Consider the following 22,053-nt stretch of genomic DNA (forward strand, 5'->3'; position numbering starts at 1 on the left):
AAGATGATCGACCTAAGCACATATATCAGTTCAACCAATGGAAAAGCCTTTGCCGTTTTAGGTCTAGGGCGTTCCGGGTTGACTGCCGCATGTGCTCTTGCGCAATCGGGCGCTAAAGTCTGGGCATGGGATGATAATCCCGCGGGTAGAGAGAAAGCTGAAGAAGCAGGCCTAAAGCTTGTCGATCTAAATAACTGTGATTGGGAAGCTGTGCAAACCTTGGTGATGTCACCAGGCATTCCCCTGACACACCCAACACCGCACCCTGTTGCTACAGATGCAAAAAAGAATGGCATTGAAATCATCTGCGAAGTCGAGCTTCTTTACCGAGCAGCACCTGAAGCGATTTTCATTGGCATTACTGGCACCAACGGGAAATCAACAACAACAAGCCTTATCGCACACATTTTGACATCCGCCGGGCGTAATGTTGCCGTCGGGGGAAATCTTGGCACCCCGGCGTTAGAATTACCACAACTTGACGCTACGGGTGTTTACGTTCTGGAAATGTCGTCCTATCAGCTTGATCTGTTATCCCAGCTCGCTTTTAATATTGCGCTTTTCATGAATATCAGCCCCGACCATTTGGATCGCCATGGCGATATAGATGGCTATATCAAAGCAAAAAAACATATTTTTGAGCGCCAGACAAAAAACGATACAGCCATCATTGGCATGGACGATGACTATTCTCGCGCGGTGTTTGACAAGATAAACCAAACCGGAACAGTTAAAACGATTCCGATTTCCGGATCGACCCGACTGGCTGAGGGTGTTTTTGTCGTTGCAGGCCAATTGATTGACGATGCCTTTGCCGCCGAAAACGAGATTGCAGATTTAAACGCTATCGAACGTTTACCGGGCAATCATAATCATCAAAATGCTGCAGCCGCCTTTACTGCCTGCCGATCTGTCGGGCTGATGGATGACGAAATTATCGTCGGAATGAAGTCATTTCCTGGCTTGGCACACCGCCAAGAACTTGTAACAACAGACAACCATATTCGTTATATCAACGATTCAAAGGCGACAAACGCAGACGCTGCCGCACGTGCACTTGGCAGTTATGACAACATTTATTGGATCGCAGGCGGCCGGGCAAAAGAAGGTGGCATAGAAAGTCTGTCTTCTTATTATCCTCGTATTCGCAAAGCTTATCTGATTGGCGAAAGCGCGGATGCCTTTGCAAAACAAATTGGTAGCTCTCTGCCCTATGAAATGTGCGGGACACTAGATGTCGCCGTCACAAAAGCGGCGAATGATGCCACCCATTCAAACGAAAAAAATTCCGTCGTGCTCCTGTCCCCGGCTTGCGCTTCTTGGGACCAATACCGCAGCTTTGAGCTAAGGGGCGATCACTTTAAAGAGTGTGTGAGCCAGATTAAACGTCAGCCTGTAAAGGAAATTGCCTCATGAGCACATTTTCTCGTACAGACACATCTGTTCTAGGTCGTTGGTGGTGGACGGTAGATCGTTGGAATCTTGCTGCATTATTGGCCCTTATGGGCTTTGGGGCTCTACTGGTTCTTGCCGCCTCTCCCGCCGCTGCTGATCGGATCAGTGGCGTTGGTACATTCCAGCTCGCAAAACGCCATTTCCTGTTACTCCCTGCTGCTGCTGCTTTCATGATCGGCATTTCCCTAATGCCTGTAAAAAAAGTGCGCCGTTTTGCTGTTATCGGCATGGGACTGACGGTTCTTGCATTATTAGCAACACTCCTATTAGGGGTTGAAATTAAAGGCGCGACCCGCTGGATCAACATCCTAGGCTTCTCTCTACAACCGTCTGAATTTGTAAAACCTTTTTTTGCCGTCACTGTCGCCTGGATGCTTGCCAGCGCAAAAAGTGACGAAGGCATACCCGGTACATGGATAGCGATCGGTATCTGGCTTGTGGTTATCAGCCTCTTGTTAATGCAGCCTGATTTAGGGCAAACCGTTGTTGTAACAGCCATCGGTGGCGTTCAGTTGTTTTTAGCAGGACTTCCGATGATTTTGGTCGGTGGCCTTATTCTTTTTGCGGCCCTAGGCTTGATTACCGCCTATTTCACTTTGCCTCATGTCACCGCACGTATCGACGGTTTCCTCGACCCTGCCGCAGGAAGTCGTTATCAAGTCAACCGTTCTATGGAAGCCTTCAAGAATGGTGGGCTTCTTGGACAGGGGCCTGGCGAAGGTACTGTAAAGTCACAGTTGCCTGACGCGCATTCCGATTTTATCTTTTCAGTCGCAGGTGAAGAACTTGGACTGATTGCTTGCCTGATTATTGTTAGCCTATTCGCGTTCGTTGTTTTGCGTGGTTTTAGCCGTCTATTACAAGAAAACAACCTGTTTGTCCTGTTGGCTTGCACTGGTTTGCTCGTTCAATTTGGCCTTCAGGCCATTATTAACATGGCATCCGCCATTCATCTCATCCCGACAAAAGGTATGACCCTCCCCTTTATTAGCTATGGCGGCTCTTCTTTACTCGCCCTAGCTGTCGGCATGGGTATGGTACTGGCCTTTACCAGACGCCGCCCCCATGGCGATTATGACGGGGGTATATAATGATGGCGAAGAAACCAATGCACATAGTACTGACAGCGGGCGGAACCGGCGGGCATATGTTCCCGGCACGTGCCCTTGCCGAAGAATTACTCGCACGTGGCAATAAAGTCAGCCTTGTGACAGATCTTAGAGGGGCTGGTTTTGGCGAAGACCTGAAAGACGTTACAGTTTATCGTGTCTCTGCTGGTGGCGTTGCGGGCGGTGGCATCGTACGTAAAGTCCTTAGTCTCGGTAAAATCTTCATCGGCACCCTGAAAGCCAGAAAACTTCTAAAATCTATCAAAGCCGATGTTGTGGTCGCTTTTGGCGGCTATGCCTCTGTTCCTGCCGGATTAGCTGCGGGACAATTTGGAATACCTCTTTACCTGCACGAACAAAACGCAGTCCTTGGTCGTGCCAACCGTTTGATGGCAGGCAAAGCCCGTGGCATTTGCACTTCTTTCAAAAACGTTAGCCATATACCACAAGGCCTAGAGAAAAAAGTCACCCTGACAGGAAACCCGGTACGCCCTGAAATTTTAGCCCTGCGGGAAGTGGATTATCAAACACCAACTGATCAATCTGCATTGAACATTCTTGTCACGGGTGGCAGCCAAGGCGCAACAGTATTTAATACTGTCGTTCCAGAAGCCCTAGCCCTTTTACCCGAAGAGATTCGGACACGTCTTCATGTTTCGCAACAGGTACGTGGCGAAGGAGCAGAGGCAATCGAGGCTCTGTATAATGCCAAAGGCATCAAAGCGGACCTCAGAGCCTTTTTTGATGACATGCCCGCGAGGCTTGCAGCCGCACATATCGCTATTTGTCGTTCAGGTGCTTCAACAGTAACAGAACTGGCCGCAGCCGGACGCCCTGCCATTCTTGTTCCCTACCCCCATGCGACGGACGACCACCAGACTGAAAATGCTAGTGATTTCACAGACGCAGGGGCTGGATGGCTTATGGCGCAAGGCTGTCTAGAGCCGCAAAAACTGGCTGATAGATTAATTTCACTTTTTTCACACACACAACTGCTGGAAAGATCAGCATCTTGTGCCCGCAACAGTGCCATTACTGGCGCCGCGAGTAATCTCGCAGATGTTGTGTGCGGCATAAAAGAAAGTAACGGAGACGAAAAATTAATAAGCGAGAACGTTTCAACGGGTGCGGTAGCATGAAAGGCATGCCGCTAGACATAGGTCCTCTGCATTTTGTCGGCATTGGCGGTATCGGGATGAGCGGCATTGCCGAAATCCTCCACAATCTTGGGTATCAAATTCAAGGTAGTGATATCGCTGAATCAGCCAACGTTCTCCGTCTGCGCGACATGGGTATCAAAGTTATGATCGGCCATAAGGCCGAGAATGTGAAAGACGCCCGTGTTGTTGTGGTATCATCTGCGATCAAACTTGATAACCCAGAGATAGAAGAAGCACGCAATAATCTGACCCCGATTGTTCGACGTGCCGAAATGCTTGCTGAGCTGATGCGTTTCAAATCCTGCGTTGCTGTAGGCGGTACCCATGGTAAAACAACAACAACTTCTATGATTGCGGCACTTCTTGATGGCGGACGGTTTGATCCGACAGTTATCAATGGCGGCATTATCAATGCCTATGGCACCAACGCACGCTTGGGCGATGGTGACTGGATGGTTGTTGAAGCCGACGAAAGTGACGGCACCTTTATCAAGCTACCCGCGACAATCTCGGTCATTACAAATATTGACCCGGAACACATGGAGTTTTACGGCTCAATAGAAGCACTCCACGATGCTTTCGCGACCTTTGTGAAAAACATTCCCTTCTATGGATTTTCCGTTCTCTGTATTGATCACCCCGTCGTTCAATCACTGATTGGCCGTATCGAAGATCGCAGAATTGTCACATATGGCTTTAGCCCACAGGCAAAATTCCGTGCCGTTAATGTGCGCACTGAAATAACGGGTAATGTTTTTGATGTGGTTATTTCTAAAAGAAACGAAGCAGACAGCAGAACGATTACTGACTGCCGTTTACCAATGCTGGGGAACCACAACATCCTCAACGCACTTGCGGCGATTTCTGTCGCCAGTGAACTGGGCATGAATGACGACGAAATCCGGGCATCACTTTTAGATTTCAAGGGCGTAAAACGTCGCTTCACGAAAACAGGCGAAGTCAATGGCATAACCATTATCGATGACTACGGCCACCATCCAGTCGAAATTGCTGCCGTTTTACAAGCAGCCAGACAGGCCATCGACGAAAGCTCCAAAGTGATTGCCGTCGTACAACCCCATCGCTATTCCCGCCTTTCAGATCACTTCGAAGGCTTCTGTTCCTGCTTTAACGATGCGGATCAAGTTATCGTTTCCGACGTCTACACCGCTGGGGAAGAACCGATAGAAGGCGCAGACCGTGATAGCCTCGTAAAAGGGCTTATTACCCGTGGGCACAGAAATGCGGTTGCTCTATCAGGACCTGAAAACCTAGCTGAATTAATCGCAAAAACGGCAAACACAGGTGACGTTGTGGTTTGCCTTGGGGCCGGATCTATTTCAGCCTGGGCCCACGCCTTACCAGATCAGCTAGAAACAGCACTTTCCGGAGGCCGTAAATAAGCATGTCTCAACAAGCCCCCTCAGAAAACCATCTTATACATAGTCTGCCCCAAGTCAGGGGCAGCTATAAGACTGATGCGCAATTAGCAAAGGTCACCTGGTTTAAGGTCGGGGGGCCAACAGATGTGCTCTATACACCAGCAGATCAGGACGATCTGATTCACTTTCTAAAGAACAAACCCGCAGAAACACCAGTACTTGTCATCGGGGTCGGGTCGAATCTATTGATCCGCGACGGCGGCATTCCCGGTGTTGTTATTCGTCTAGGACCAGCTTTTGCCAAGGTAGAAACATCAGACGAAACAGAAAATAAGATTATTGCAGGTGCCGCAGCCTTAGACGTAAAGGTCGCAAAAACAGCAATGAAAGCTGCCATTACCGGACTGGAGTTTCTCTGTGGCGTTCCCGGCACAATTGGCGGTGCGTTACGCATGAATGCCGGGGCTTATGGCCGTGAGACCAAAGACATTCTGGTTTGGGCCGAAGCAATCGACCTTTCAGGAAACTTAAAACGCTTTACCCCCGATCAACTGGACTATGCGTACCGTCATTGCGGCTTGGGACAAGAATGGATTTTTGTTCGCGCTTGTTTTGCTGGAACAGCAGGCAATCAAGATGAGGTTGCCGCCAGAATGAAGGAAATTCAGGATGCACGGGGCAGCACGCAACCCATCAAGTCTCGCACAGGTGGAAGTACGTTTAAAAATCCTGATGACAACAAAGCATGGCAGTTAATCGACAAAGCAGGATGCCGAGGCCTTATGATTGGTGATGCTCAGGTATCCGAACAGCATTGTAATTTTCTAATTAACAATGACAAAGCATCCGCGAGTGATCTTGAAAATCTCGGCGAAGAAGTCAGAAAACGAGTTAAGGAAACTTCTGGTATTGAACTGCACTGGGAAATTAAGCGCCTTGGGCACAAAGCACCAAATAATAAAACTGGCAAACACTAAAAAGATATAAAGGAAGAAACATTTATGACGTGTCATGTCGCATTACTAAAAGGTGGTTTTTCAGCTGAGCGAGACGTATCTCTTGCCAGTGGTGCTGCCTGTGCTGAGGCATTACGCGCGGCTGGCTACACAGTAACCGAGATAGATGTTTCCCAAGACATCCCGGCATTGATCGCCCAACTACAAGAAAGCAACGCGGCTGTCGTTTTCAACGCACTCCACGGGCAATGGGGCGAAGACGGCTGTGTTCAGGGCCTTCTGGAGCTTTTATCTATTCCCTATACTCATTCCAAAGTTTTAAGTTCTGCCCTTGCCATGCATAAAGAACGCGCTAAGGCTATGGTCGAACAAGTTGGCGTGCGCGTCCCCGAGAGCAAAAGCATTCAAGCAAAAGATCTGGTAACGGGCGATCCTCTGCCTCGTCCCTATGTGATCAAACCTTTGAGCGAAGGCTCGTCCGTCGGTGTTCACATTGTCTTTGAAGGCGACAATCATATTGCAACAACGCGCGAAGATCTCGGGTTTTCCGGCGACATAATGGTTGAACGTTATATTCCCGGACGCGAATTGACTGTTGCTGTAATGGGTAACAAGCCCCTTGCAGTTACAGAGCTTTCCCCCAAAGAAGGCTTTTATGATTACGAAGCCAAATATACCGAGGGAAAAACGGATCATATAGTTCCCGCACCTATTCCCGAGACAATTTATCAAGAAGCAATGGATGCTGCACTCAAATCGCACCAAATTCTTGGCTGTGCCGGAGTAAGCCGGAGTGATTTCCGCTACGACGACACGGCCAATGGTGATGGCAAACTCTATTATCTGGAAACCAACACTCAGCCCGGAATGACAGATCTCAGTCTGGTTCCTGAACAGGCCAAACATATCGGTATTTCTTTCTCTGAACTCTGTTCCTGGATGGTCCAAGAAGCCTTGGGGAACAAGGAGGAGCTATGAGTAGTAATAAAAAAACCACCCGCAGACGTAAAAGACCTCAAAAAAGGAGTAAAATTCCTTTTCGTGATACCAACTGGCGTAAAGTATTTTGGGGTACTGCAGCCGGAAGCATTGTCGCAACCATTGGCCTCGTCACGGTTCTGTGGACCAATGGATGGATACCGGAAAAGATTACCCAAGGTGTTGAAGATTTTCACGGCATGACAGCAGACGCCGGGTTATCTGTTGAAGATGTCCTCGTCGAAGGTCGCAAAAGAAGCAACGCTGCGGCTATTCTCAGTAAGCTGGACGTCGAGCGCGGCACCCCTATTTTATCCTTTTCTCCCGAACAGGCAAAAGCGGATCTTGAGGAATTACCTTGGGTGAAGAGGGCTATCGTTGAACGTCGCCTTCCCGATGTTATTTACGTTAGCCTAGAGGAAAGAGAACCTCTTGCACTATGGCAAGAAGAAGGTGTTCTTCACGTCATCGATCAAAGTGGCGAAGTGATCACATCTGCCAAGGCCAATAAATTTGCAAAGCTCCCCCTTATCGTTGGACCGGACGCACCTGATCACGCCCGCGAAGTTCTCGCCCTCATAGAAAGTGAGCCCGAACTCGGCAACCGTGTGAAAGCTGCCGTTCGTGTTAGCGGGCGCCGTTGGAACATCCGCCTTAACAATGGTGTTGATGTCCAACTTCCCGAAGAAGACGCAAGTGACGCCTGGTCATTCTTTGCCCGCATCGAACGGGACGAAGGCGTTTTGGAACGCGACGTTATCGTCGTTGATTTACGCCTGAGAGACCGTCTGATCGTCAGAACATCTGGCGGGTCAGAGAAAAACAAAACCAAGAAAGTAAAAGGAAAGAAAACTTAATGGCACTGTCCCCTCGTTTTCGGACAAACATAACGACGACGCCTTCTATCCAAGGAAACCGCCAATCATGAAGCGGAACCCCGGGGCCATCAAACATGGAACAATTGCGGCCATTGATGTTGGCAGTAGCAAGATATGCTGCTTCATAGCCCAAATGGATGGCGATAATCCGCCAAAGGTAATCGGTATAGGGCAACAGGCCAGCCATGGCATGAAAAGCGGCAACATTGTTGATATGGAAGCTTTGGAAGATTCCATACTCAATGCAGTACATTCTGCTGAACAAATGGCAAGTGAAACGGTCAATACTGTACTCGTAAATCTTTCTGGCGGGTCGCCAACATCCCACAACATCAATCTGGAAGTTGCTATTAATGGTCATGAAGTTACCGAGACAGATTTAAAGCAGGCCCTTGACCATGCCAGTAAAATTCAAGGCCCGGAAGGTAACCCGGAACAAGGACGTCAGCTCATTCATTCCCTGCCAACAGGCTTTACCCTCGACGGGAACCGAGGTGTCAAAGACCCACGGGGAATGCACGGCGAGATGCTGGGCGTGACAATGCACCTTATTACGGCAGCGGCAAATTCTTTGCGAAACCTGACCACCTGTGTCAAACGCTGTCACCTTGACCCCTTGAGTTTTGTGCTCACGCCTTATGCTTCTGGTCTCGCCTGTCTGGTTGACGATGAAATGGAACTCGGCGTCACCTTGGTTGATATGGGGGGCACCACAACATCCATCGCTGTCTTCAGCGAAGGAAAGCTGGTCTTCAGCGATGTTATTCCAGTTGGCGGTCACCATGTAACAAATGATGTTGCACGCGGGCTTTCCACACCTGTTGCCGAAGCTGAACGCATGAAGACCTTGTACGGTCATGCTGTTGCGACAGTGACAGACGAACGAGAAATGATTGATGTTCCACAGGTTGGTGAAGAAGCTGGTAGCCAACCACAGCAAGTACCAAGATCTCTTCTGGTCGGCATCATACAGCCAAGACTAGAAGAAACCTTTGAAATCGTCCGCTCAAAACTTGAGATGAGTGGTTTTGACAAAATCGGCGGACGACGTGTTGTTTTAACCGGGGGCGCCAGCCAGCTTCCAGGCCTTCCAGATCTCGCCAGCTTAATTCTCGACAAACAGGTTCGGATCGGCAGACCAATACGCATAAACGGTTTGGCCGACGCTACTGGCGGCCCAAGCTTCTCTACCTGCGCAGGTCTTTTAACCTACGCAACCATTGCCCACAATGATGTTCAGACCGAGAAAACCCCCGAGGAGACTCAGCCTCAGAACTTCATAAACAAGTTTGGGAAGTGGTTTAGTGAAAATTTTTAATAAAAAGTTAGGAATTAGCTCGACTGATTCCACTACTTTATAGTACAACTTGACAAACGAATGCGCCGAGTCGGCGTGCAACGGAGGTTAGTGATGGCTTTAAATTTAGATGTACCACCAGTTGATTCCGAACTGACCCCTCAGATTACGGTTATAGGGGTCGGTGGTGCAGGCGGTAATGCTGTAAACAACATGATCCAGAGTAATCTGGAGGGTGTCGAGTTTTTGATAGCAAATACCGACGCGCAAGCAATCGCGCAGTCATCATGTGAGCGCACGATCCAGCTCGGCAGAAACATTACCCAGGGCCTTGGCGCCGGGTCACGTCCGGACATCGGGCAAGCTGCAGCAGAGGAAGCCATGGATGAAATCCTTGGTCACCTCGAAGGCTCGAACATGGTCTTCATCACCGCTGGTATGGGCGGCGGCACCGGAACAGGTGCAGCACCAGTAATTGCAAAATCAGCCCGTGATGCGGGTATTTTAACAGTCGGCGTTGTGACCAAGCCTTTCCATTTCGAAGGCGTACACCGCATGCGTCTTGCAGAAAAAGGCATCGAAGAACTGGCGCAATATGTTGATACGCTGATCATCATTCCAAACCAGAACCTGTTTAGAATTGCCAACGAAAAAACGACTTTCGCTGATGCCTTTAAAATGGCGGATGATGTTTTGCGCTCTGGCGTAAGTGGCGTCACCGACCTTATGGTTATGCCAGGCTTGATCAACCTCGACTTTGCTGATATTCGCGCTGTGATGACCGAAATGGGCAAAGCCATGATGGGAACGGGTGAAGCCGATGGCGAAAGCCGTGCAATGGATGCTGCAGAAGCTGCTATTTCCAACCCCCTTCTCGACGAAGTGTCCATGAAAGGCGCACGTGGCGTTCTGATCAACATCACTGGTGGACCCGACCTCACATTGTTTGAGGTGGATGAAGCTGCAAATCGTATCCGTGACGAAGTTGATCCAGAAGCCAACATCATCTTTGGCTCTACCTACGATCCGAATATGGAAGGCACGATGCGGGTATCCGTCGTTGCAACAGGTATTGATGCTGAATCAATGAAAAACATTCGCCCTGCTGCAACGAAAGAATTCAAAGCACCGCCCGCGCCATTGGATGTAACACCAGAAGCACCCGCAGAGCCACAACAAGAACAAGCTGTAGCTGCTGTTACTGAAACACCTCAGCCTGCCGCACCTTTGGCGACACCCGCAGTTGCGGCAAGCGTAGAACCAGCGGCTCAGCCTGTTATTGAAACAGGCCCGTCACAGACAAGTATCGAATCAGCGATCACACGTAGTGAAGCAAATACTCAGCCTGTTTCCGCAACAGCACCACAAGCTGAAATCAAGAACGACACCTTTGTTGCCCCGACACCAGCCACTGTTGCAAACCAAAAACCGGCCGCCCCACAGGTGACAGGTCAGAAAGCTGATCCTTTTGCAGCGGCTGCCCTAGCTAACGGGACTGACAAACACGAAGACGCGTCCAAAAAAGGTCGAGGCTTGTTTGGACGCATCACTGGCGGTGCGGCCCGTGCTCTTCAAGCTGCTACACAGTCAGAAGAACAAGAAGAACTTCAGATGGGGAAAGCAACTGTAAACGCACAAACAGCGACAGCTGTGGCACCAGCGGCAGCACCATCCGAATCGCCTGCACCTAGCAACGCCCAAAAGCCAAGCCAGCAACCAAGACTGACTGGCCTAGACCCTCAGGACCGACTTCAGACACCTTCGGCCGAAGAAGACCTTCTGGATATCCCAGCATTTCTGCGGCGTCAGGCGAATTAAGGGTAAATATTTCAGAGTACGTTACATTTCGTAACATATTGAAACAAACAGTGATTTGTTAGAAACAGGGGGACGAGCTATCGTTCCCTTGTTGCATTTTATCGGATGAACAGTTCGGCTGCTCCGGGGGGATTAACTAACAAACGAAGCGTACTCATGAAAACCAACACATCTGCTAATCGTGTACTAAAACAAAAGACACTAAAAAGCGCAATTAATTGCTCTGGTGTCGGGCTACACTCTGGCGACAACGTTGTCATGACGCTTCATCCTGCTGAACCCGGTAGTGGCATTGTTTTCCACCGCACCGACGTAGCCGGAAAAGGCGCTATCATCCCCGCGACTTGGGAATACGCCATTGAATCTCCACTTTGCACAACTCTCGTAAAAGACGATGTAAAAATTGGCACCATCGAACACCTTATGTCAGCACTTGCAGGCTTTGGTATCGATAACTGTCGCATTGACATCAACGCCTGTGAAGTGCCCGTTATGGACGGCAGTTCATCCCCGTTTGTATTCCTCATCGAATGCGCGGGTGTCGTTGAACAAAATGCACCAAAGCGTGCCATACGCATTCTTAAAGAAGTACGTGACGACGAAGAAACACGCTCCGGTATCCTCAGCCCAGCCGAAGGTTTCTCGGTCAGTTTCGAAATTGACTTTGATACACAAGCAATCGGTCACCAAGAACTCTTTATGGAAGTTCGTCCTGATCATTACAAACAGGAGGTTAGCCGTGCACGCACTTTTGGCTTCCTGCATGAAGCAGATCAACTTCGTAAAATGGGCCTTGCCCGTGGCGGTTCACTAGACAATGCTATTGTTATTGATGGCGACACGATTATGAACGAAGGCGGCCTTCGGTATGGCAACGAGTTTGTTCGTCATAAAATTCTGGATTCTATCGGCGATCTGTTCCTTGCTGGCGCACCGATTATCGGTCACTACCACGGCATCAAAAGTGGGCATGCCCAGACATATCGCTTGGTAAAACAACTTCTTTCTGACAACAGCGCTTGGGAATGGGCAACTTTGCCGACCAACGAAAGTAACATTCCTGTAAATTCCAGCTATGTTGCACCAGAACGTGCCGTCGCTGCTTCTGTTTAATTCGTCTTTTACAGCACTACCCTTAAAGCCCAGAAATTCTGGGCTTTTTTCATTTCTAACACCCTTAAAATAATTTTTTTCACGACTTTGCTATCAAGTTATCTTTAGGATGCTTGAGGACAAGAGTTTGAAGCCTTATAGTGCTGTGATTATACCCCTACCATTGGCATGATTTACCGTGTAGTTTGTCAGTGGGTTAAGCCCGAATGAGTAATTTGGGAATGCGTAATTTGGTTTTGGATAAAGAGTTACCTAAAATGAATTTCCGTCTCTTCGGACAACAGATTGATAAATCCTGTAAACAAGTTTTTCTAGCCGCATCCCTAGTGGCCTCGTTAGCTGCCTGTAGCTCGGACGAAAAGCCAGTCTATGAGGAGCGTCCAGTTGAAGAGCTATATAATAGCGCCAACAATGCCCTGAAAGCGGGTGAAAATGAAGATGCCGCCAGACTGTTTGACGAAGTGGAACGCCAACATCCCTATTCAGTCTGGGCATCCAAAGCACAACTTATGGCCGCTTTTGCTCTCTATTCTGAAAATAAATACGACGACGCGATCAGTGCACTGGACCGATTTATTGATCTGCATCCGGGAAACCGCGATACACCCTACGCCTATTACCTGAAAGCTCTTTGTTATTACGAGCAAATCTCAGATGTTGGCCGCGACCAAAAGATGACTCGCGATGCCCTCACCTCTCTAAGAGATGTTGTCCGCAGGTTCCCTGATAGTAAATATGCGCGCGATGCCCAGTTAAAAGTTGATCTGGCAAACGATCACTTGGCCGGGAAGCAAATGACCATTGGTCGTTTTTATCTCAACCGTAAAGAATACCTCGCTGCGATTAACCGTTTCAGAATGGTGATTGGTCAATATCAGACAACCACGCATGTACCAGAGGCATTACACCGTCTTGTGGAAGCCTACCTTGCGCTTGGTATTATTGATGAGGCACAAGCGACCGCTTCGGTCCTGGGGCATAACTTCCCCGGCGAACGCTGGTACCAAGACAGCTACGCGCTCTTGACAGGGCAAGATCTGGAACCAGAAGAAAAAGATGGTTCTTGGATTTCTGAAGTTTGGGATTCCATTCTCTAGGGGTAGATGCTCCATGCTGCTGAATCTTTCTATCAGCAATGTCGTCTTGATTGACCGCCTTGAACTCTCCTTTGAAAATGGTCTTTGTGTCCTGACAGGCGAGACCGGGGCCGGTAAATCAATTTTACTAGATTCACTTGGTCTCGCACTTGGCGCCCGAGCAGAATCACGACTGGTCCGTCAAGGAACAGACAAAGCAACCGTATCTGCAGTTTTTGATCCGGCCCAAACACACCCCGTTTTTGATTTTCTCAAGGAAAAAGATGTCTCCGTAGAGGATGACCTACTTGTTTTTAGACGGGTCCTAAACGCTGATGGCAGAAGCCGTGCCTACATTAATGATACACCTGTTTCAGCCAATCTTCTCAGGCAAGCAGGCGATTTACTGATCGAAATACAGGGCCAGTTTGAACAACGTGGCCTTTTAGATCAAAGCAACCACAGAAACCTACTCGATGCCGCAAGTGACAACGATCACCTAGCTTCTGAAACAGCAGCACTTTGGCAAAAGTGGCAACGCTTTGTAAAAGAGCGATCTGAAGCTGATGAAAAGCTGGCTCAGGCCCAACGGGAAGAAACATTCCTTCGTCACTCCCTGGAAGAGCTTGATACACTCTCTCCCGTAGAGGGCGAATTAGCCTCGCTATCATCACAAAGACAGCTACTGATCCACAGTGAAAAACTTATAGAGGCTATGAATGCCTGCACCTTGGAACTTAGCGGCGACAATGGCATCGGTGGCGCTGAAAATTCTCTTGCCGAAGCTCAGCGGTACCTGACAACAACGCCAGAAAATGTAGGCGAAAAGCTGCAACCTGTTATAGAAGCGCTGGACCGTGCAACATTTGAAGTACAGGATGCTCTCGGTTCACTGCAAGATATCTCAAACGATTTAGATCTTGATCCAACACGCCTTCAAGAAACAGAAGAACGTTACTTTCTCTATCAAGATCTCGCGCGCAAACACCGCGTAGAACCCGAAGAACTGACCGCCGTAAGAGATACCATCGCAGAGCAGTTAAAGCTGATCGACACTGGCAATGAACATTTACAGGAACTTGATCGCTTGTGTGAAGAAGCCAGAAGTAAGTACGTCAAAGCAGCTGAAAATTTAAGTAAATCCCGACATAAAAAAGCGACCGAGCTTGATTTAGCAATCAACAATGAATTACCTCCATTAAAGCTAGAACGTGCTGTTTTTCAGACATCACTCATTATCCAGCCAGAAGAAAACTGGGGCCAATACGGATGGGACCAGGTTGCTTTCTTGGTTGCCACGAACTCTGGCTCGATACCCGGCCCCTTGGGGAAAATAGCATCCGGCGGTGAACTCGCGCGGTTCCTGCTTGCCTTGAAAGTGGTTATGGCAAAGGTCAGCCCGGTTGACTGTCTTGTCTTTGACGAAGTTGATGCTGGGATCGGTGGCGCCACAGCCCACGCAGTTGGAGAACGTTTATCCCGTCTGGCTGATGAGCGACAGATCCTGGTTATTACACACAGTCCCCAAGTCGCGGCAAAAGGTGTGCAGCACCTCAAAGTCGCGAAGTCATCAAAAGCGGATCAGACCACCACTACCGTTTACCACTTAAGCAACGAAGAACGTCGTGAAGAAGTCGCCCGCATGCTCTCTGGCGCTGAAATAACCAACGAAGCACGTTCCGCAGCCGATAGCCTTTTAGGATAGATACCTTGACTAAAGACACCTCTACATTCTCTCTCTTTGATCCAGAGACGGAAAGGTTAAGCGCTGAAGAAGCCACGAAAGAGTTGGCGTATCTAGCCAAGGAAATAGCACGTCACGATGCGCTTTATTATCAAAATGATGAGCCTGAACTAACAGACGCCGAATACGACATTCTAAGGCGTCGGAACGAGGCCATTGAAAAAGCATTTCCAAATCTTGTCCGCGAAGACAGCCCAACGCACAAAGTAGGTTCTGCACCCTCTTCCGGTTTTGGAAAGATAAAACACAGCGTTCCCATGCTATCACTTGGCAATGCTTTTGCAGACGAAGATGTTTCTGAGTTTCTCGCACGCATCAGACGCTTCCTGGGTCTCAACAAAGACGAGGTTGTAAATATATTTGCGGAACCCAAGATCGATGGGCTTTCATGTTCTATCCGCTATGAAAAGGGTGTCCTTGTACAGGCTGCAACCCGTGGTGATGGTGCTGTTGGTGAAAATATCACAGAGAACGTCAAAACCATTGCCTGTATCCCGCACAAACTTTCAGGTTCCTCTTTCCCTGATGTTGTTGAAGTTCGCGGTGAAGTTTATATGCGTCGGGACCGGTTTATAGAACTTAATGCAAATCAGGCATCAACTGGTGGAAAGACTTTTGCCAATCCACGCAATGCCGCAGCCGGATCACTCAGGCAGCTTAATCCCGCAATTACAGCCGCAAGACCACTTGACTTCTATGCTTACGCTTGGGGGGAAACCTCTGAACCCTTAGGTGAAAATCTCACTGATGTTCGGGCGAAGATAGAAGCCTGGGGACTGCCCGTTAATCCCGGTCAGATCTGTTCTTCATTAGAAGACGTTCTAGATTATTACCGCCAAATTATGACCGACCGCCCCGATCTCAATCATGAAATTGATGGTATCGTCTACAAAGTTAACCGCCTTGATTGGCAAGACCGCCTGGGCTTTGTCAGTCGCGCACCACGGTGGGCAATTGCCCACAAGTTTCCGGCTGAACGGGCCATTACCCGGCTAAACGAAATTACCATCCAAGTTGGCCGCACAGGCGCTCTGACCCCTGTTGCAAACCTCGAACCAATTACTGTTGGGGGTGTTGTTGTCTCTCGTGCAACACTACACAACCGAGACGAAATAGAGCGTAAAGATGTGCGAGAGGGCGATAGCATCGTCATCCAACGCGCTGGTGATGTTATTCCACAGGTCGTTGAAGTTATACTTGATAAACGCCCCGCTGACTCAGTCCCCTACCCCTTTCCTGATCACTGTCCGGAATGCGGATCACAGGCCACACAGGAAGAAGGCGAGGTTGTCACCCGTTGCACAGGCGGGTTGATATGCCCCGCACAGGCTGTCGAACGGCTGAAACATTTTGTCAGCAGAAATGCCTTTGATATCGAAGGTCTTGGCGACAAACAGATCAAGTTTTTCTTTGAACAAGGTACCATCAAGTCACCAGCAGACCTGTTCCAACTAGCCGAAAATGATCGAAGAAGCCTGACACCCCTACGTAATCAACCAGGCTGGGGGCGTCAATCAGTTGAAAAGCTGTATAACGCCATAGAGAGCAAAAGAACCATTGGCCTTGATCGTTTTATCTTTGCCCTTGGCATCCCACAAATCGGACAGGCCACCGCCAAATTACTAGCAAAAACCTATGGTACCTTGGAACGAATAGAAGAAATCACACGACTTTCCCATGATCCGGAAAGTGATGCTCTACAAGAATTACTGTCTATTGACGGCATCGGCGCGTCCATGGCTGGCGACCTGATTGCCTTCTTTAATGAGCCCCATAATCAGGAAGTCATTACAGATCTGAAAGCACAAATAAGCGTTGAAGAATTTATCCTCGAAATCAGCTCTGATTCACCTGTAACAGGCAAAACAGTTGTTTTCACAGGCAAGCTTCAAACAATGTCCCGAGACGAAGCCAAAGCAAAGGCAGAAAGCCTTGGCGCAAAAGTGTCAGGATCTGTATCGAAAAAAACTGATTTCGTTGTAGCTGGTGCAGACGCAGGTTCCAAACTGAAAAAAGCCGCTGATTTGGGTGTCAAAACACTGACTGAGCAAGAGTGGCACACCCTTGTAAGTTAAAAATCTCATTGCTTTGATAACCCACAAGTCACAGTTGTTGCCGTAATATCGCCACCACATTATTTGGTACAAAGGTAAGGTTTCGGCTTGCGCCTATGATCAATTTAAAATGGTAAGGTATTAATTCATTAGATCTTTTTTTTCATCAAGAGAACGACTTCTAATGATATCCAGTGCCTGTTGCCATTTTTCAACAACTTCTATTGGCGTACTGTTTGAAAAAGCAAGATAGAGATCAAACTCGCCGATATCCGCAACCCTTCGAATACGCGATAGCGGAATATTTTCAGCTTCTAATATAAACTTTAAATAATTGCCATCAAGAGCCAACAACTCGTATCGATAGTCGATCAATCTCAGAATAGCTTTGCGCGTCGTTGCGGAATGGTACAAATTTTTGAAACCCATCGACATAAGGATTTTCTCCGCGGCGCCTCCTCGCTGCACCCCGACACTAACAGCCTCCTTGGCCTGCTCTAGTCGTTCTTCATTTTCTCCAAAGTATTCATTATCGTTAAGTTCAGAGGTATATATCCCCATATTTACAGTCTCAATAGGACCAACCCATTGAAAGTCAGCTTCTCTTGGGGGAACACGGACAATAGAGAAAATACCGGTATTCGCCCTCTCTTTTGCATATTTATAGGCTCTTGACCAAGGCAAGAAGGTGATGGCAGGCTCAGCACCTATTTCACGGGCCATTTGTTGGATAATTTTACTGGATAATCCCGATAATTTCCCATCAACCTGATAGTTATAAGGTGGAAAATTTTCTGTATATATATTTTGCGCCTGTGCAGGAACAAAGAGCAAGCTTAACAGCAGGTAAAATACAGCCCCATATCTACACACTCTCATAGACACCAACCAAGCCCATAGTAATCGCACACTTTGATTACAGGTCACGAAACAATCAAATCTCACCTTTGCTCTTTAACAATATGATCAACGAAAATAACATATATTATACGAAATTGTTTTAACTTGTGATTAAGAAGACGATCTGAATCATTAACACCTCGTCCAGAACATCTTTGTTAAAGTAGCACAAAAAAGAGTATACGCCGCTTTGAACAACATAGCTTGGCTTTGCTGTTCACCCTGATAAAATATAGCGATGAGAGCAAACCATCGAACCTATACAAGTGATTTTAAAAGTCATAGCCACAGTGCTTTTCACCAGCTGATCATTCCACATAAAGGAGAGCTGGAACTAGAGGCTGAACAATCTTCGGGAGTGGCAAGAATAGATCAAGTCGCGATAGTCACGGCCAATGACACTCATGCATTTCGGGGGGTAAATCCCAATAGCTTCACCGTTGTTGACTTTGACTTCAACGACGCCAATTACATGCCCGAACTGAATTCACTCTGGGATCGCGCCCACAATCAAATTCTCTTTCCCTTGGATGACGGGCTTTTAAACCTTAGTAAATTTACAGCGACTGAATTCAAGGACCAAACCCTGAGTACCATCGGCGAACAGAGCATAAAACTATTTTTGCTAGCCTTGGCTGACCGCAATAATTCAGCTCAGGACAAGTTACCGCAAAAGCTACAAACGGCCTTAAAATTTATAAAGCAGAACCACACCAGAAAACTTTCATCAAAAGATATCGCCAACAAAGCCTGCCTTTCCGTCAGTCATCTTCATGCTCTTTTCAGTAATTACCTGGGCTATTCACCGCAGAAATTTCAAACCAATCTGAAACTGGAACACGCCCGGCAGCTTGTTCTCAATACACGGCTTCCCCTTGTGCAGATCGCCCAAGAAGTTGGCTATTCAGATCAAAGTAGCTTTAGTCGATCTTACCGAAACAACTTTGGTATAACACCCGGAAATGACCGCGCCCACCATAACACGGTATGAATCAGACTTTCTGTCTAAACAAACAGAATCTGGAACAAGACATTTCCGTAAACATCGTTACATTCTTAGCCTTACCTTTGACCCATCGTTTTGGAACAGGCAGAAATGACAACCACACCAAGTCCCCCTCTACGCGCCACTATTATTGGCACAATTGCAATTCTTTTGTGGGCTCTTCTCGCGCTTTTCACCACATGGGCAAAAGGTATTCCTCCCTTCCAGCTCTTAACCCTTACATTCTTCATTGCTTTTGTGTCCGGATTTATACTTTTGGCCTGCAAAGGAAAGAGTTCTTTTAAAAGTTTAAAGCAAAAACCCATTGTATGGATTGTTTCTGTCGGTGGCCTCTTTGGCTATCACCTGTTTTACTTCATCGCCTTGCACAATGCCCCGGCCGTTGAAGCAAGTTTGATCGCCTACCTTTGGCCCCTACTCATCGTATTTTTTTCTGCCTTGTTACCAGGCGAGAAGCTTTACTGGTTTCACATTGCAGGCACAATAACGGGGCTGACCGGTGCCATACTGATCGTCACCAAGGGACAAAGCCTTTCGTGGAATGCAGATCACTACATGGGATATCTGGCAGCTATAGCATGTGCGCTGACTTGGTCAGGCTATTCTGTTCTTAATCGTAAATTCAAAGAAGTTCCAAGTGATGCTGTCACGGGGTTTTGCGGTGCGACGGCTTTGCTAGGTCTTGTTTTCCACCTAGGCACGGAAACTTGGGTACCGCCAACAGAAACACAATGGCTCGCAATCCTTGCCCTTGGCCTTGGCCCCGTTGGGCTTGCTTTTTTTGTCTGGGATTACGGCACAAAGCATGGTGACATTCAGGTTCTGGGCGCCCTATCTTATGGTGCTCCACTTCTCAGCACATTACTATTGGTTGCTGTCGGCTTGGCCCAAGCAAGCTGGACCATCGCCATTGCTTGCCTGCTAATTGTCGGGGGCGCACTATTGGCATCTGCAAAGATGCTGAGACCTACTGACGTCCCCAAAAGATCGGCCAGCGCCAGTAAATGAATATCGCCGTATCTCCACAGCTCTCCCTAAATTACCCAAGCATCGCAGCTACAATTGCTTCGGGACGATCTTCCTGTACGAGATGCCCGGCACTAGCCACAACAGAAATCCTGCCCTTGTTAAGAATTGTGGATAGCTTTCTTCCCTGTGACAAAGGTATCCACCTGTCTTCATCACCCCAGATAATATCAAGAGGACATTCCATATCAGCATAACAAACGGATACTTCATCAGTATAACATTGATCCATCTGAACTATCTGTCGGTAAAAAGCAGCCTTGCCGATATCACCCTGCCAAGGTTTCATATACAAAGATAACGCTTTTTCATCCAACGGATTAAAAGCGGCCCCCTGTATATAGGCCCGCAAAATCGCATCGTGGATATAGTCCGGATTACTAACAAAGGCTGCTTCATGCTTCCTTACATGCTGAACAAACGGAGAGCCCCAAGGCGCCAAGGCCACGGGATCAACCAACGTTAACTGCGAATACATCAGCTCATTTAGGTAATACGCCCGCAAAGCTGTCGCCCCACCAAAATCATGGGCAAGAACCGCTGGGGCCTTCAATTTCCAATAACCAAACAGAGCAGCCAGAAGTTCATTTTGAACCGCCAAGGAAACATCTTGCCCCTCTCTTTTCTCTGATTCGCCATACCCCAGCAGATCGAAATAAAAAACACGCCATTTACCCGCAAGTGCAGGCGCAATCCGCCGCCAAACCTGTGAAGAGAATGGGGTGCCATGTATAAGAACAAGTGGTTCCCCATCACCAATCACACCCCATGCGACCGACTGACCATGAAAATCAAATCGGTGATCTAAACTCAACATACTGTTCCCCACCCGATACCAAGAAAACTATCCGCCCTTAATGACAAGGGCATTCAGAAGAAACGCCAAACAACTTCAAAAGACCGCCTGATTTGAACTTCCAGTTCACCTTTTTCTGCGCTCTTAGCTTCTCTGCTTTAAAGTTTACCTTTGCCAGCCCAGAGCTTTTGCTTTCATAACGCACGCTACGATTTTCTAACCGCGCAGCTAAAATGTAAGTTTTTCCTAAAACATTTATCATTGATCCATTCCTATCAGATAACTATTCTCATAAATATCAGGCGAAACGAGTTCAAATTCAAATCAGGAAAAATATCATTATGTTAGTTTTTATTACATTTTATGCGTGATTTTCCATCCCTTTCCAGCCTTCGCGCTTTCGAAGCTGTTGTGCGACATCATAATCTTAGTCACGCCGCCAAAGAACTGAACGTGACTCATGCGGCCGTCGCTCAACAAATAAAACGGCTGGAAGAATGGTTTGGGACAACCTTAACCCAACGTGAAGGGCGGGGTGTTATGCCGACAGAGGCAGGGTTTCGTCTTGGTACAGAGCTTAGTAAAAGCTTTGATATTATCGATGATGCGGTCAATGACCTCAAAGACAGTCTAACCGACCGTCCTCTCCGCATCACAATGACACCAACCTTTGTAAACTTTTGGCTAATGCCAAGACTCGGAGACTTTCGCAAACGGCATCCCGATGTCGAGATATTGCTAAATGCTAACAGTGATGTTGTAGATCTCCGACGGGATGATTATGACCTTGCCATACGGTATGGCACAGGAAATTGGCCAAGCTTTCAAGTGGAAAAGCTGATGCCCAGTTACACCAGCATCGTTGTATCACCTGAACTCATAGAGAATGTTCAAATAAAATCGCCCAAGGATCTAACCAAATTACCTTGGGTTTGCGACATAGATGATCGCCATTCAGAATGGCATTTTTGGCTAAAACAGCATGAAATTGATTTCCACGCACACCATGCAAAAATTCATCTATCAGGATATCTGACAAAAGATGCCATTCGCGACGGGCAAGGATTGGGTGTACTTCCGTCAAATTGGGTACAGGATGACATCAAAAGTGGGCAGCTCGTAGAATTATTCTCGCTGACAAGTAACGAAAACACCGGATACCATCTTGTTTACAAACAGGGGGTAATTCCATCGCACTTAAAAAAATTCCTGACATGGATACGCAAACAGAATAAAGCCACCCCAATATAACAATTTACATAAGAACAACGATGGTGAAATTCCGTCAACAGTGCCCGTCCTCTT

General features: G+C 47.8%; 19 protein-coding genes. 16 read left to right on the top strand and 3 right to left on the bottom strand.

What is annotated here, in order from left to right; all coding sequences use genetic code 11:
- Nucleotides 1–3 precede the first annotated feature (3 nt).
- The 13 genes from murD to ligA all read left to right on the top strand — a co-directional run bounded on the left by murD (nt 4) and on the right by ligA (nt 17,041).
- Nucleotides 4–1,416 (top strand): UDP-N-acetylmuramoyl-L-alanine--D-glutamate ligase, encoded by a 1,413-nt coding sequence (gene murD / locus ACN0W5_RS09115; protein ID WP_417453827.1) that lies wholly within the window; start codon nt 4–6, stop codon nt 1,414–1,416.
- Nucleotides 1,413–2,546, top strand: a complete 1,134-nt coding sequence (locus ACN0W5_RS09120) for an FtsW/RodA/SpoVE family cell cycle protein (RefSeq protein WP_299381503.1) — start codon at nt 1,413–1,415, stop codon at nt 2,544–2,546. Before murD ends, ACN0W5_RS09120 begins: the two co-directional genes overlap by 4 nt.
- Nucleotides 2,546–3,703: an undecaprenyldiphospho-muramoylpentapeptide beta-N-acetylglucosaminyltransferase gene (gene murG / locus ACN0W5_RS09125; protein WP_417453828.1), complete on the top strand. Its 1,158-nt coding sequence runs from the start codon at nt 2,546–2,548 to the stop codon at nt 3,701–3,703. Before ACN0W5_RS09120 ends, murG begins: the two co-directional genes overlap by 1 nt.
- Nucleotides 3,700–5,127 (top strand): UDP-N-acetylmuramate--L-alanine ligase, encoded by a 1,428-nt coding sequence (gene murC, locus ACN0W5_RS09130; RefSeq protein ID WP_417453829.1) that lies wholly within the window; start codon nt 3,700–3,702, stop codon nt 5,125–5,127. Before murG ends, murC begins: the two co-directional genes overlap by 4 nt.
- A gap of 2 nt (nt 5,128–5,129) precedes the next feature.
- Nucleotides 5,130–6,083 (top strand): UDP-N-acetylmuramate dehydrogenase, encoded by a 954-nt coding sequence (gene murB, locus ACN0W5_RS09135; protein ID WP_417453830.1) that lies wholly within the window; start codon nt 5,130–5,132, stop codon nt 6,081–6,083.
- 24 nt (nt 6,084–6,107) lie between these two features.
- Entirely contained in the window at nt 6,108–7,040 is a 933-nt protein-coding gene (locus ACN0W5_RS09140) for a D-alanine--D-alanine ligase (RefSeq protein ID WP_417453831.1), read from the top strand.
- Nucleotides 7,037–7,897 (top strand): cell division protein FtsQ/DivIB, encoded by an 861-nt coding sequence (locus ACN0W5_RS09145; RefSeq protein WP_417453832.1) that lies wholly within the window; start codon nt 7,037–7,039, stop codon nt 7,895–7,897. The genes ACN0W5_RS09140 and ACN0W5_RS09145 overlap by 4 nt, the downstream gene beginning before the upstream one ends.
- A 67-nt stretch (nt 7,898–7,964) precedes the next feature.
- Complete coding sequence (gene ftsA / locus ACN0W5_RS09150; RefSeq protein ID WP_417453833.1) at nt 7,965–9,236, top strand: cell division protein FtsA; 1,272 nt, start codon at nt 7,965–7,967, stop codon at nt 9,234–9,236.
- A gap of 93 nt (nt 9,237–9,329) precedes the next feature.
- Complete coding sequence (gene ftsZ, locus ACN0W5_RS09155) at nt 9,330–11,033, top strand: cell division protein FtsZ (RefSeq protein WP_417453834.1); 1,704 nt, start codon at nt 9,330–9,332, stop codon at nt 11,031–11,033.
- Nucleotides 11,034–11,189: 156 nt separating this feature from the next.
- The gene (gene lpxC, locus ACN0W5_RS09160) at nt 11,190–12,146 is read left to right on the top strand and encodes a UDP-3-O-acyl-N-acetylglucosamine deacetylase (protein ID WP_417453835.1); all 957 of its coding nucleotides are present in this window, start codon (nt 11,190–11,192) and stop codon (nt 12,144–12,146) included.
- Between the two features lie 257 nt (nt 12,147–12,403).
- Nucleotides 12,404–13,243, top strand: coding sequence for an outer membrane protein assembly factor BamD (locus ACN0W5_RS09165; RefSeq protein WP_417432767.1), 840 nt, complete (start codon nt 12,404–12,406; stop codon nt 13,241–13,243).
- A gap of 13 nt (nt 13,244–13,256) precedes the next feature.
- Nucleotides 13,257–14,927, top strand: a complete 1,671-nt coding sequence (gene recN / locus ACN0W5_RS09170; protein ID WP_417453836.1) for a DNA repair protein RecN — start codon at nt 13,257–13,259, stop codon at nt 14,925–14,927.
- A 5-nt stretch (nt 14,928–14,932) separates the two neighbouring features.
- The gene (gene ligA, locus ACN0W5_RS09175; RefSeq protein WP_417453837.1) at nt 14,933–17,041 is read left to right on the top strand and encodes an NAD-dependent DNA ligase LigA; all 2,109 of its coding nucleotides are present in this window, start codon (nt 14,933–14,935) and stop codon (nt 17,039–17,041) included.
- Between the two features lie 120 nt (nt 17,042–17,161).
- Here ligA and ACN0W5_RS09180 read toward each other — a convergent pair whose 3' ends face one another.
- The gene (locus ACN0W5_RS09180; protein ID WP_417453838.1) at nt 17,162–17,899 is read right to left on the bottom strand and encodes a substrate-binding periplasmic protein; all 738 of its coding nucleotides are present in this window, start codon (nt 17,897–17,899) and stop codon (nt 17,162–17,164) included.
- Between the two features lie 259 nt (nt 17,900–18,158).
- Here ACN0W5_RS09180 and ACN0W5_RS09185 point away from each other — a divergent pair, with 259 nt between their 5' ends.
- Both ACN0W5_RS09185 and ACN0W5_RS09190 read left to right on the top strand, forming a co-directional pair.
- Nucleotides 18,159–18,911, top strand: a complete 753-nt coding sequence (locus ACN0W5_RS09185; protein WP_417453839.1) for an AraC family transcriptional regulator — start codon at nt 18,159–18,161, stop codon at nt 18,909–18,911.
- A gap of 105 nt (nt 18,912–19,016) precedes the next feature.
- Nucleotides 19,017–19,934, top strand: coding sequence for a DMT family transporter (locus ACN0W5_RS09190; RefSeq protein WP_417453840.1), 918 nt, complete (start codon nt 19,017–19,019; stop codon nt 19,932–19,934).
- Between the two features lie 31 nt (nt 19,935–19,965).
- Here ACN0W5_RS09190 and ACN0W5_RS09195 read toward each other — a convergent pair whose 3' ends face one another.
- Nucleotides 19,966–20,769, bottom strand: a complete 804-nt coding sequence (locus ACN0W5_RS09195; RefSeq protein ID WP_417453841.1) for an alpha/beta fold hydrolase — start codon at nt 20,767–20,769, stop codon at nt 19,966–19,968.
- A 37-nt stretch (nt 20,770–20,806) separates the two neighbouring features.
- Nucleotides 20,807–21,010: a hypothetical protein gene (locus ACN0W5_RS09200; protein WP_417453842.1), complete on the bottom strand. Its 204-nt coding sequence runs from the start codon at nt 21,008–21,010 to the stop codon at nt 20,807–20,809.
- A 101-nt stretch (nt 21,011–21,111) separates the two neighbouring features.
- Between ACN0W5_RS09200 and ACN0W5_RS09205 the strand changes: the two genes are divergently transcribed.
- Nucleotides 21,112–21,999, top strand: coding sequence for a LysR substrate-binding domain-containing protein (locus ACN0W5_RS09205; RefSeq protein WP_417453843.1), 888 nt, complete (start codon nt 21,112–21,114; stop codon nt 21,997–21,999).
- Nucleotides 22,000–22,053: the final 54 nt, after the last annotated feature.

Origin of the sequence: Kiloniella sp. (assembly GCF_048270245.1) — a bacterium.
In the GTDB taxonomy this organism is placed as follows: domain Bacteria; phylum Pseudomonadota; class Alphaproteobacteria; order Kiloniellales; family Kiloniellaceae; genus Kiloniella.

What these genes read in the sequence shown, in the direction of transcription:
- ACN0W5_RS09120 (WP_299381503.1), top strand. Translation starts at nt 1,413, where the DNA reads ATGAGCACATTTTCTCGTACAGACACATCTGTTCTAGGTCGTTGGTGG.
- ACN0W5_RS09190 (WP_417453840.1), top strand. Translation starts at nt 19,017, where the DNA reads ATGACAACCACACCAAGTCCCCCTCTACGCGCCACTATTATTGGCACA.
- murD (WP_417453827.1), top strand. Translation starts at nt 4, where the DNA reads ATGATCGACCTAAGCACATATATCAGTTCAACCAATGGAAAAGCCTTT.
- ACN0W5_RS09205 (WP_417453843.1), top strand. Translation starts at nt 21,112, where the DNA reads ATGCGTGATTTTCCATCCCTTTCCAGCCTTCGCGCTTTCGAAGCTGTT.
- ftsZ (WP_417453834.1), top strand. Translation starts at nt 9,330, where the DNA reads ATGGCTTTAAATTTAGATGTACCACCAGTTGATTCCGAACTGACCCCT.
- ACN0W5_RS09185 (WP_417453839.1), top strand. Translation starts at nt 18,159, where the DNA reads ATGAGAGCAAACCATCGAACCTATACAAGTGATTTTAAAAGTCATAGC.
- ftsA (WP_417453833.1), top strand. Translation starts at nt 7,965, where the DNA reads ATGAAGCGGAACCCCGGGGCCATCAAACATGGAACAATTGCGGCCATT.
- ACN0W5_RS09200 (WP_417453842.1), bottom strand. Translation starts at nt 21,010, where the DNA reads ATGATAAATGTTTTAGGAAAAACTTACATTTTAGCTGCGCGGTTAGAA.
- murB (WP_417453830.1), top strand. Translation starts at nt 5,130, where the DNA reads ATGTCTCAACAAGCCCCCTCAGAAAACCATCTTATACATAGTCTGCCC.
- ACN0W5_RS09165 (WP_417432767.1), top strand. Translation starts at nt 12,404, where the DNA reads ATGAATTTCCGTCTCTTCGGACAACAGATTGATAAATCCTGTAAACAA.
- recN (WP_417453836.1), top strand. Translation starts at nt 13,257, where the DNA reads ATGCTGCTGAATCTTTCTATCAGCAATGTCGTCTTGATTGACCGCCTT.
- ACN0W5_RS09195 (WP_417453841.1), bottom strand. Translation starts at nt 20,769, where the DNA reads ATGTTGAGTTTAGATCACCGATTTGATTTTCATGGTCAGTCGGTCGCA.
- ACN0W5_RS09140 (WP_417453831.1), top strand. Translation starts at nt 6,108, where the DNA reads ATGACGTGTCATGTCGCATTACTAAAAGGTGGTTTTTCAGCTGAGCGA.
- lpxC (WP_417453835.1), top strand. Translation starts at nt 11,190, where the DNA reads ATGAAAACCAACACATCTGCTAATCGTGTACTAAAACAAAAGACACTA.
- murG (WP_417453828.1), top strand. Translation starts at nt 2,546, where the DNA reads ATGATGGCGAAGAAACCAATGCACATAGTACTGACAGCGGGCGGAACC.
- ACN0W5_RS09180 (WP_417453838.1), bottom strand. Translation starts at nt 17,899, where the DNA reads ATGAGAGTGTGTAGATATGGGGCTGTATTTTACCTGCTGTTAAGCTTG.
- murC (WP_417453829.1), top strand. Translation starts at nt 3,700, where the DNA reads ATGAAAGGCATGCCGCTAGACATAGGTCCTCTGCATTTTGTCGGCATT.
- ACN0W5_RS09145 (WP_417453832.1), top strand. Translation starts at nt 7,037, where the DNA reads ATGAGTAGTAATAAAAAAACCACCCGCAGACGTAAAAGACCTCAAAAA.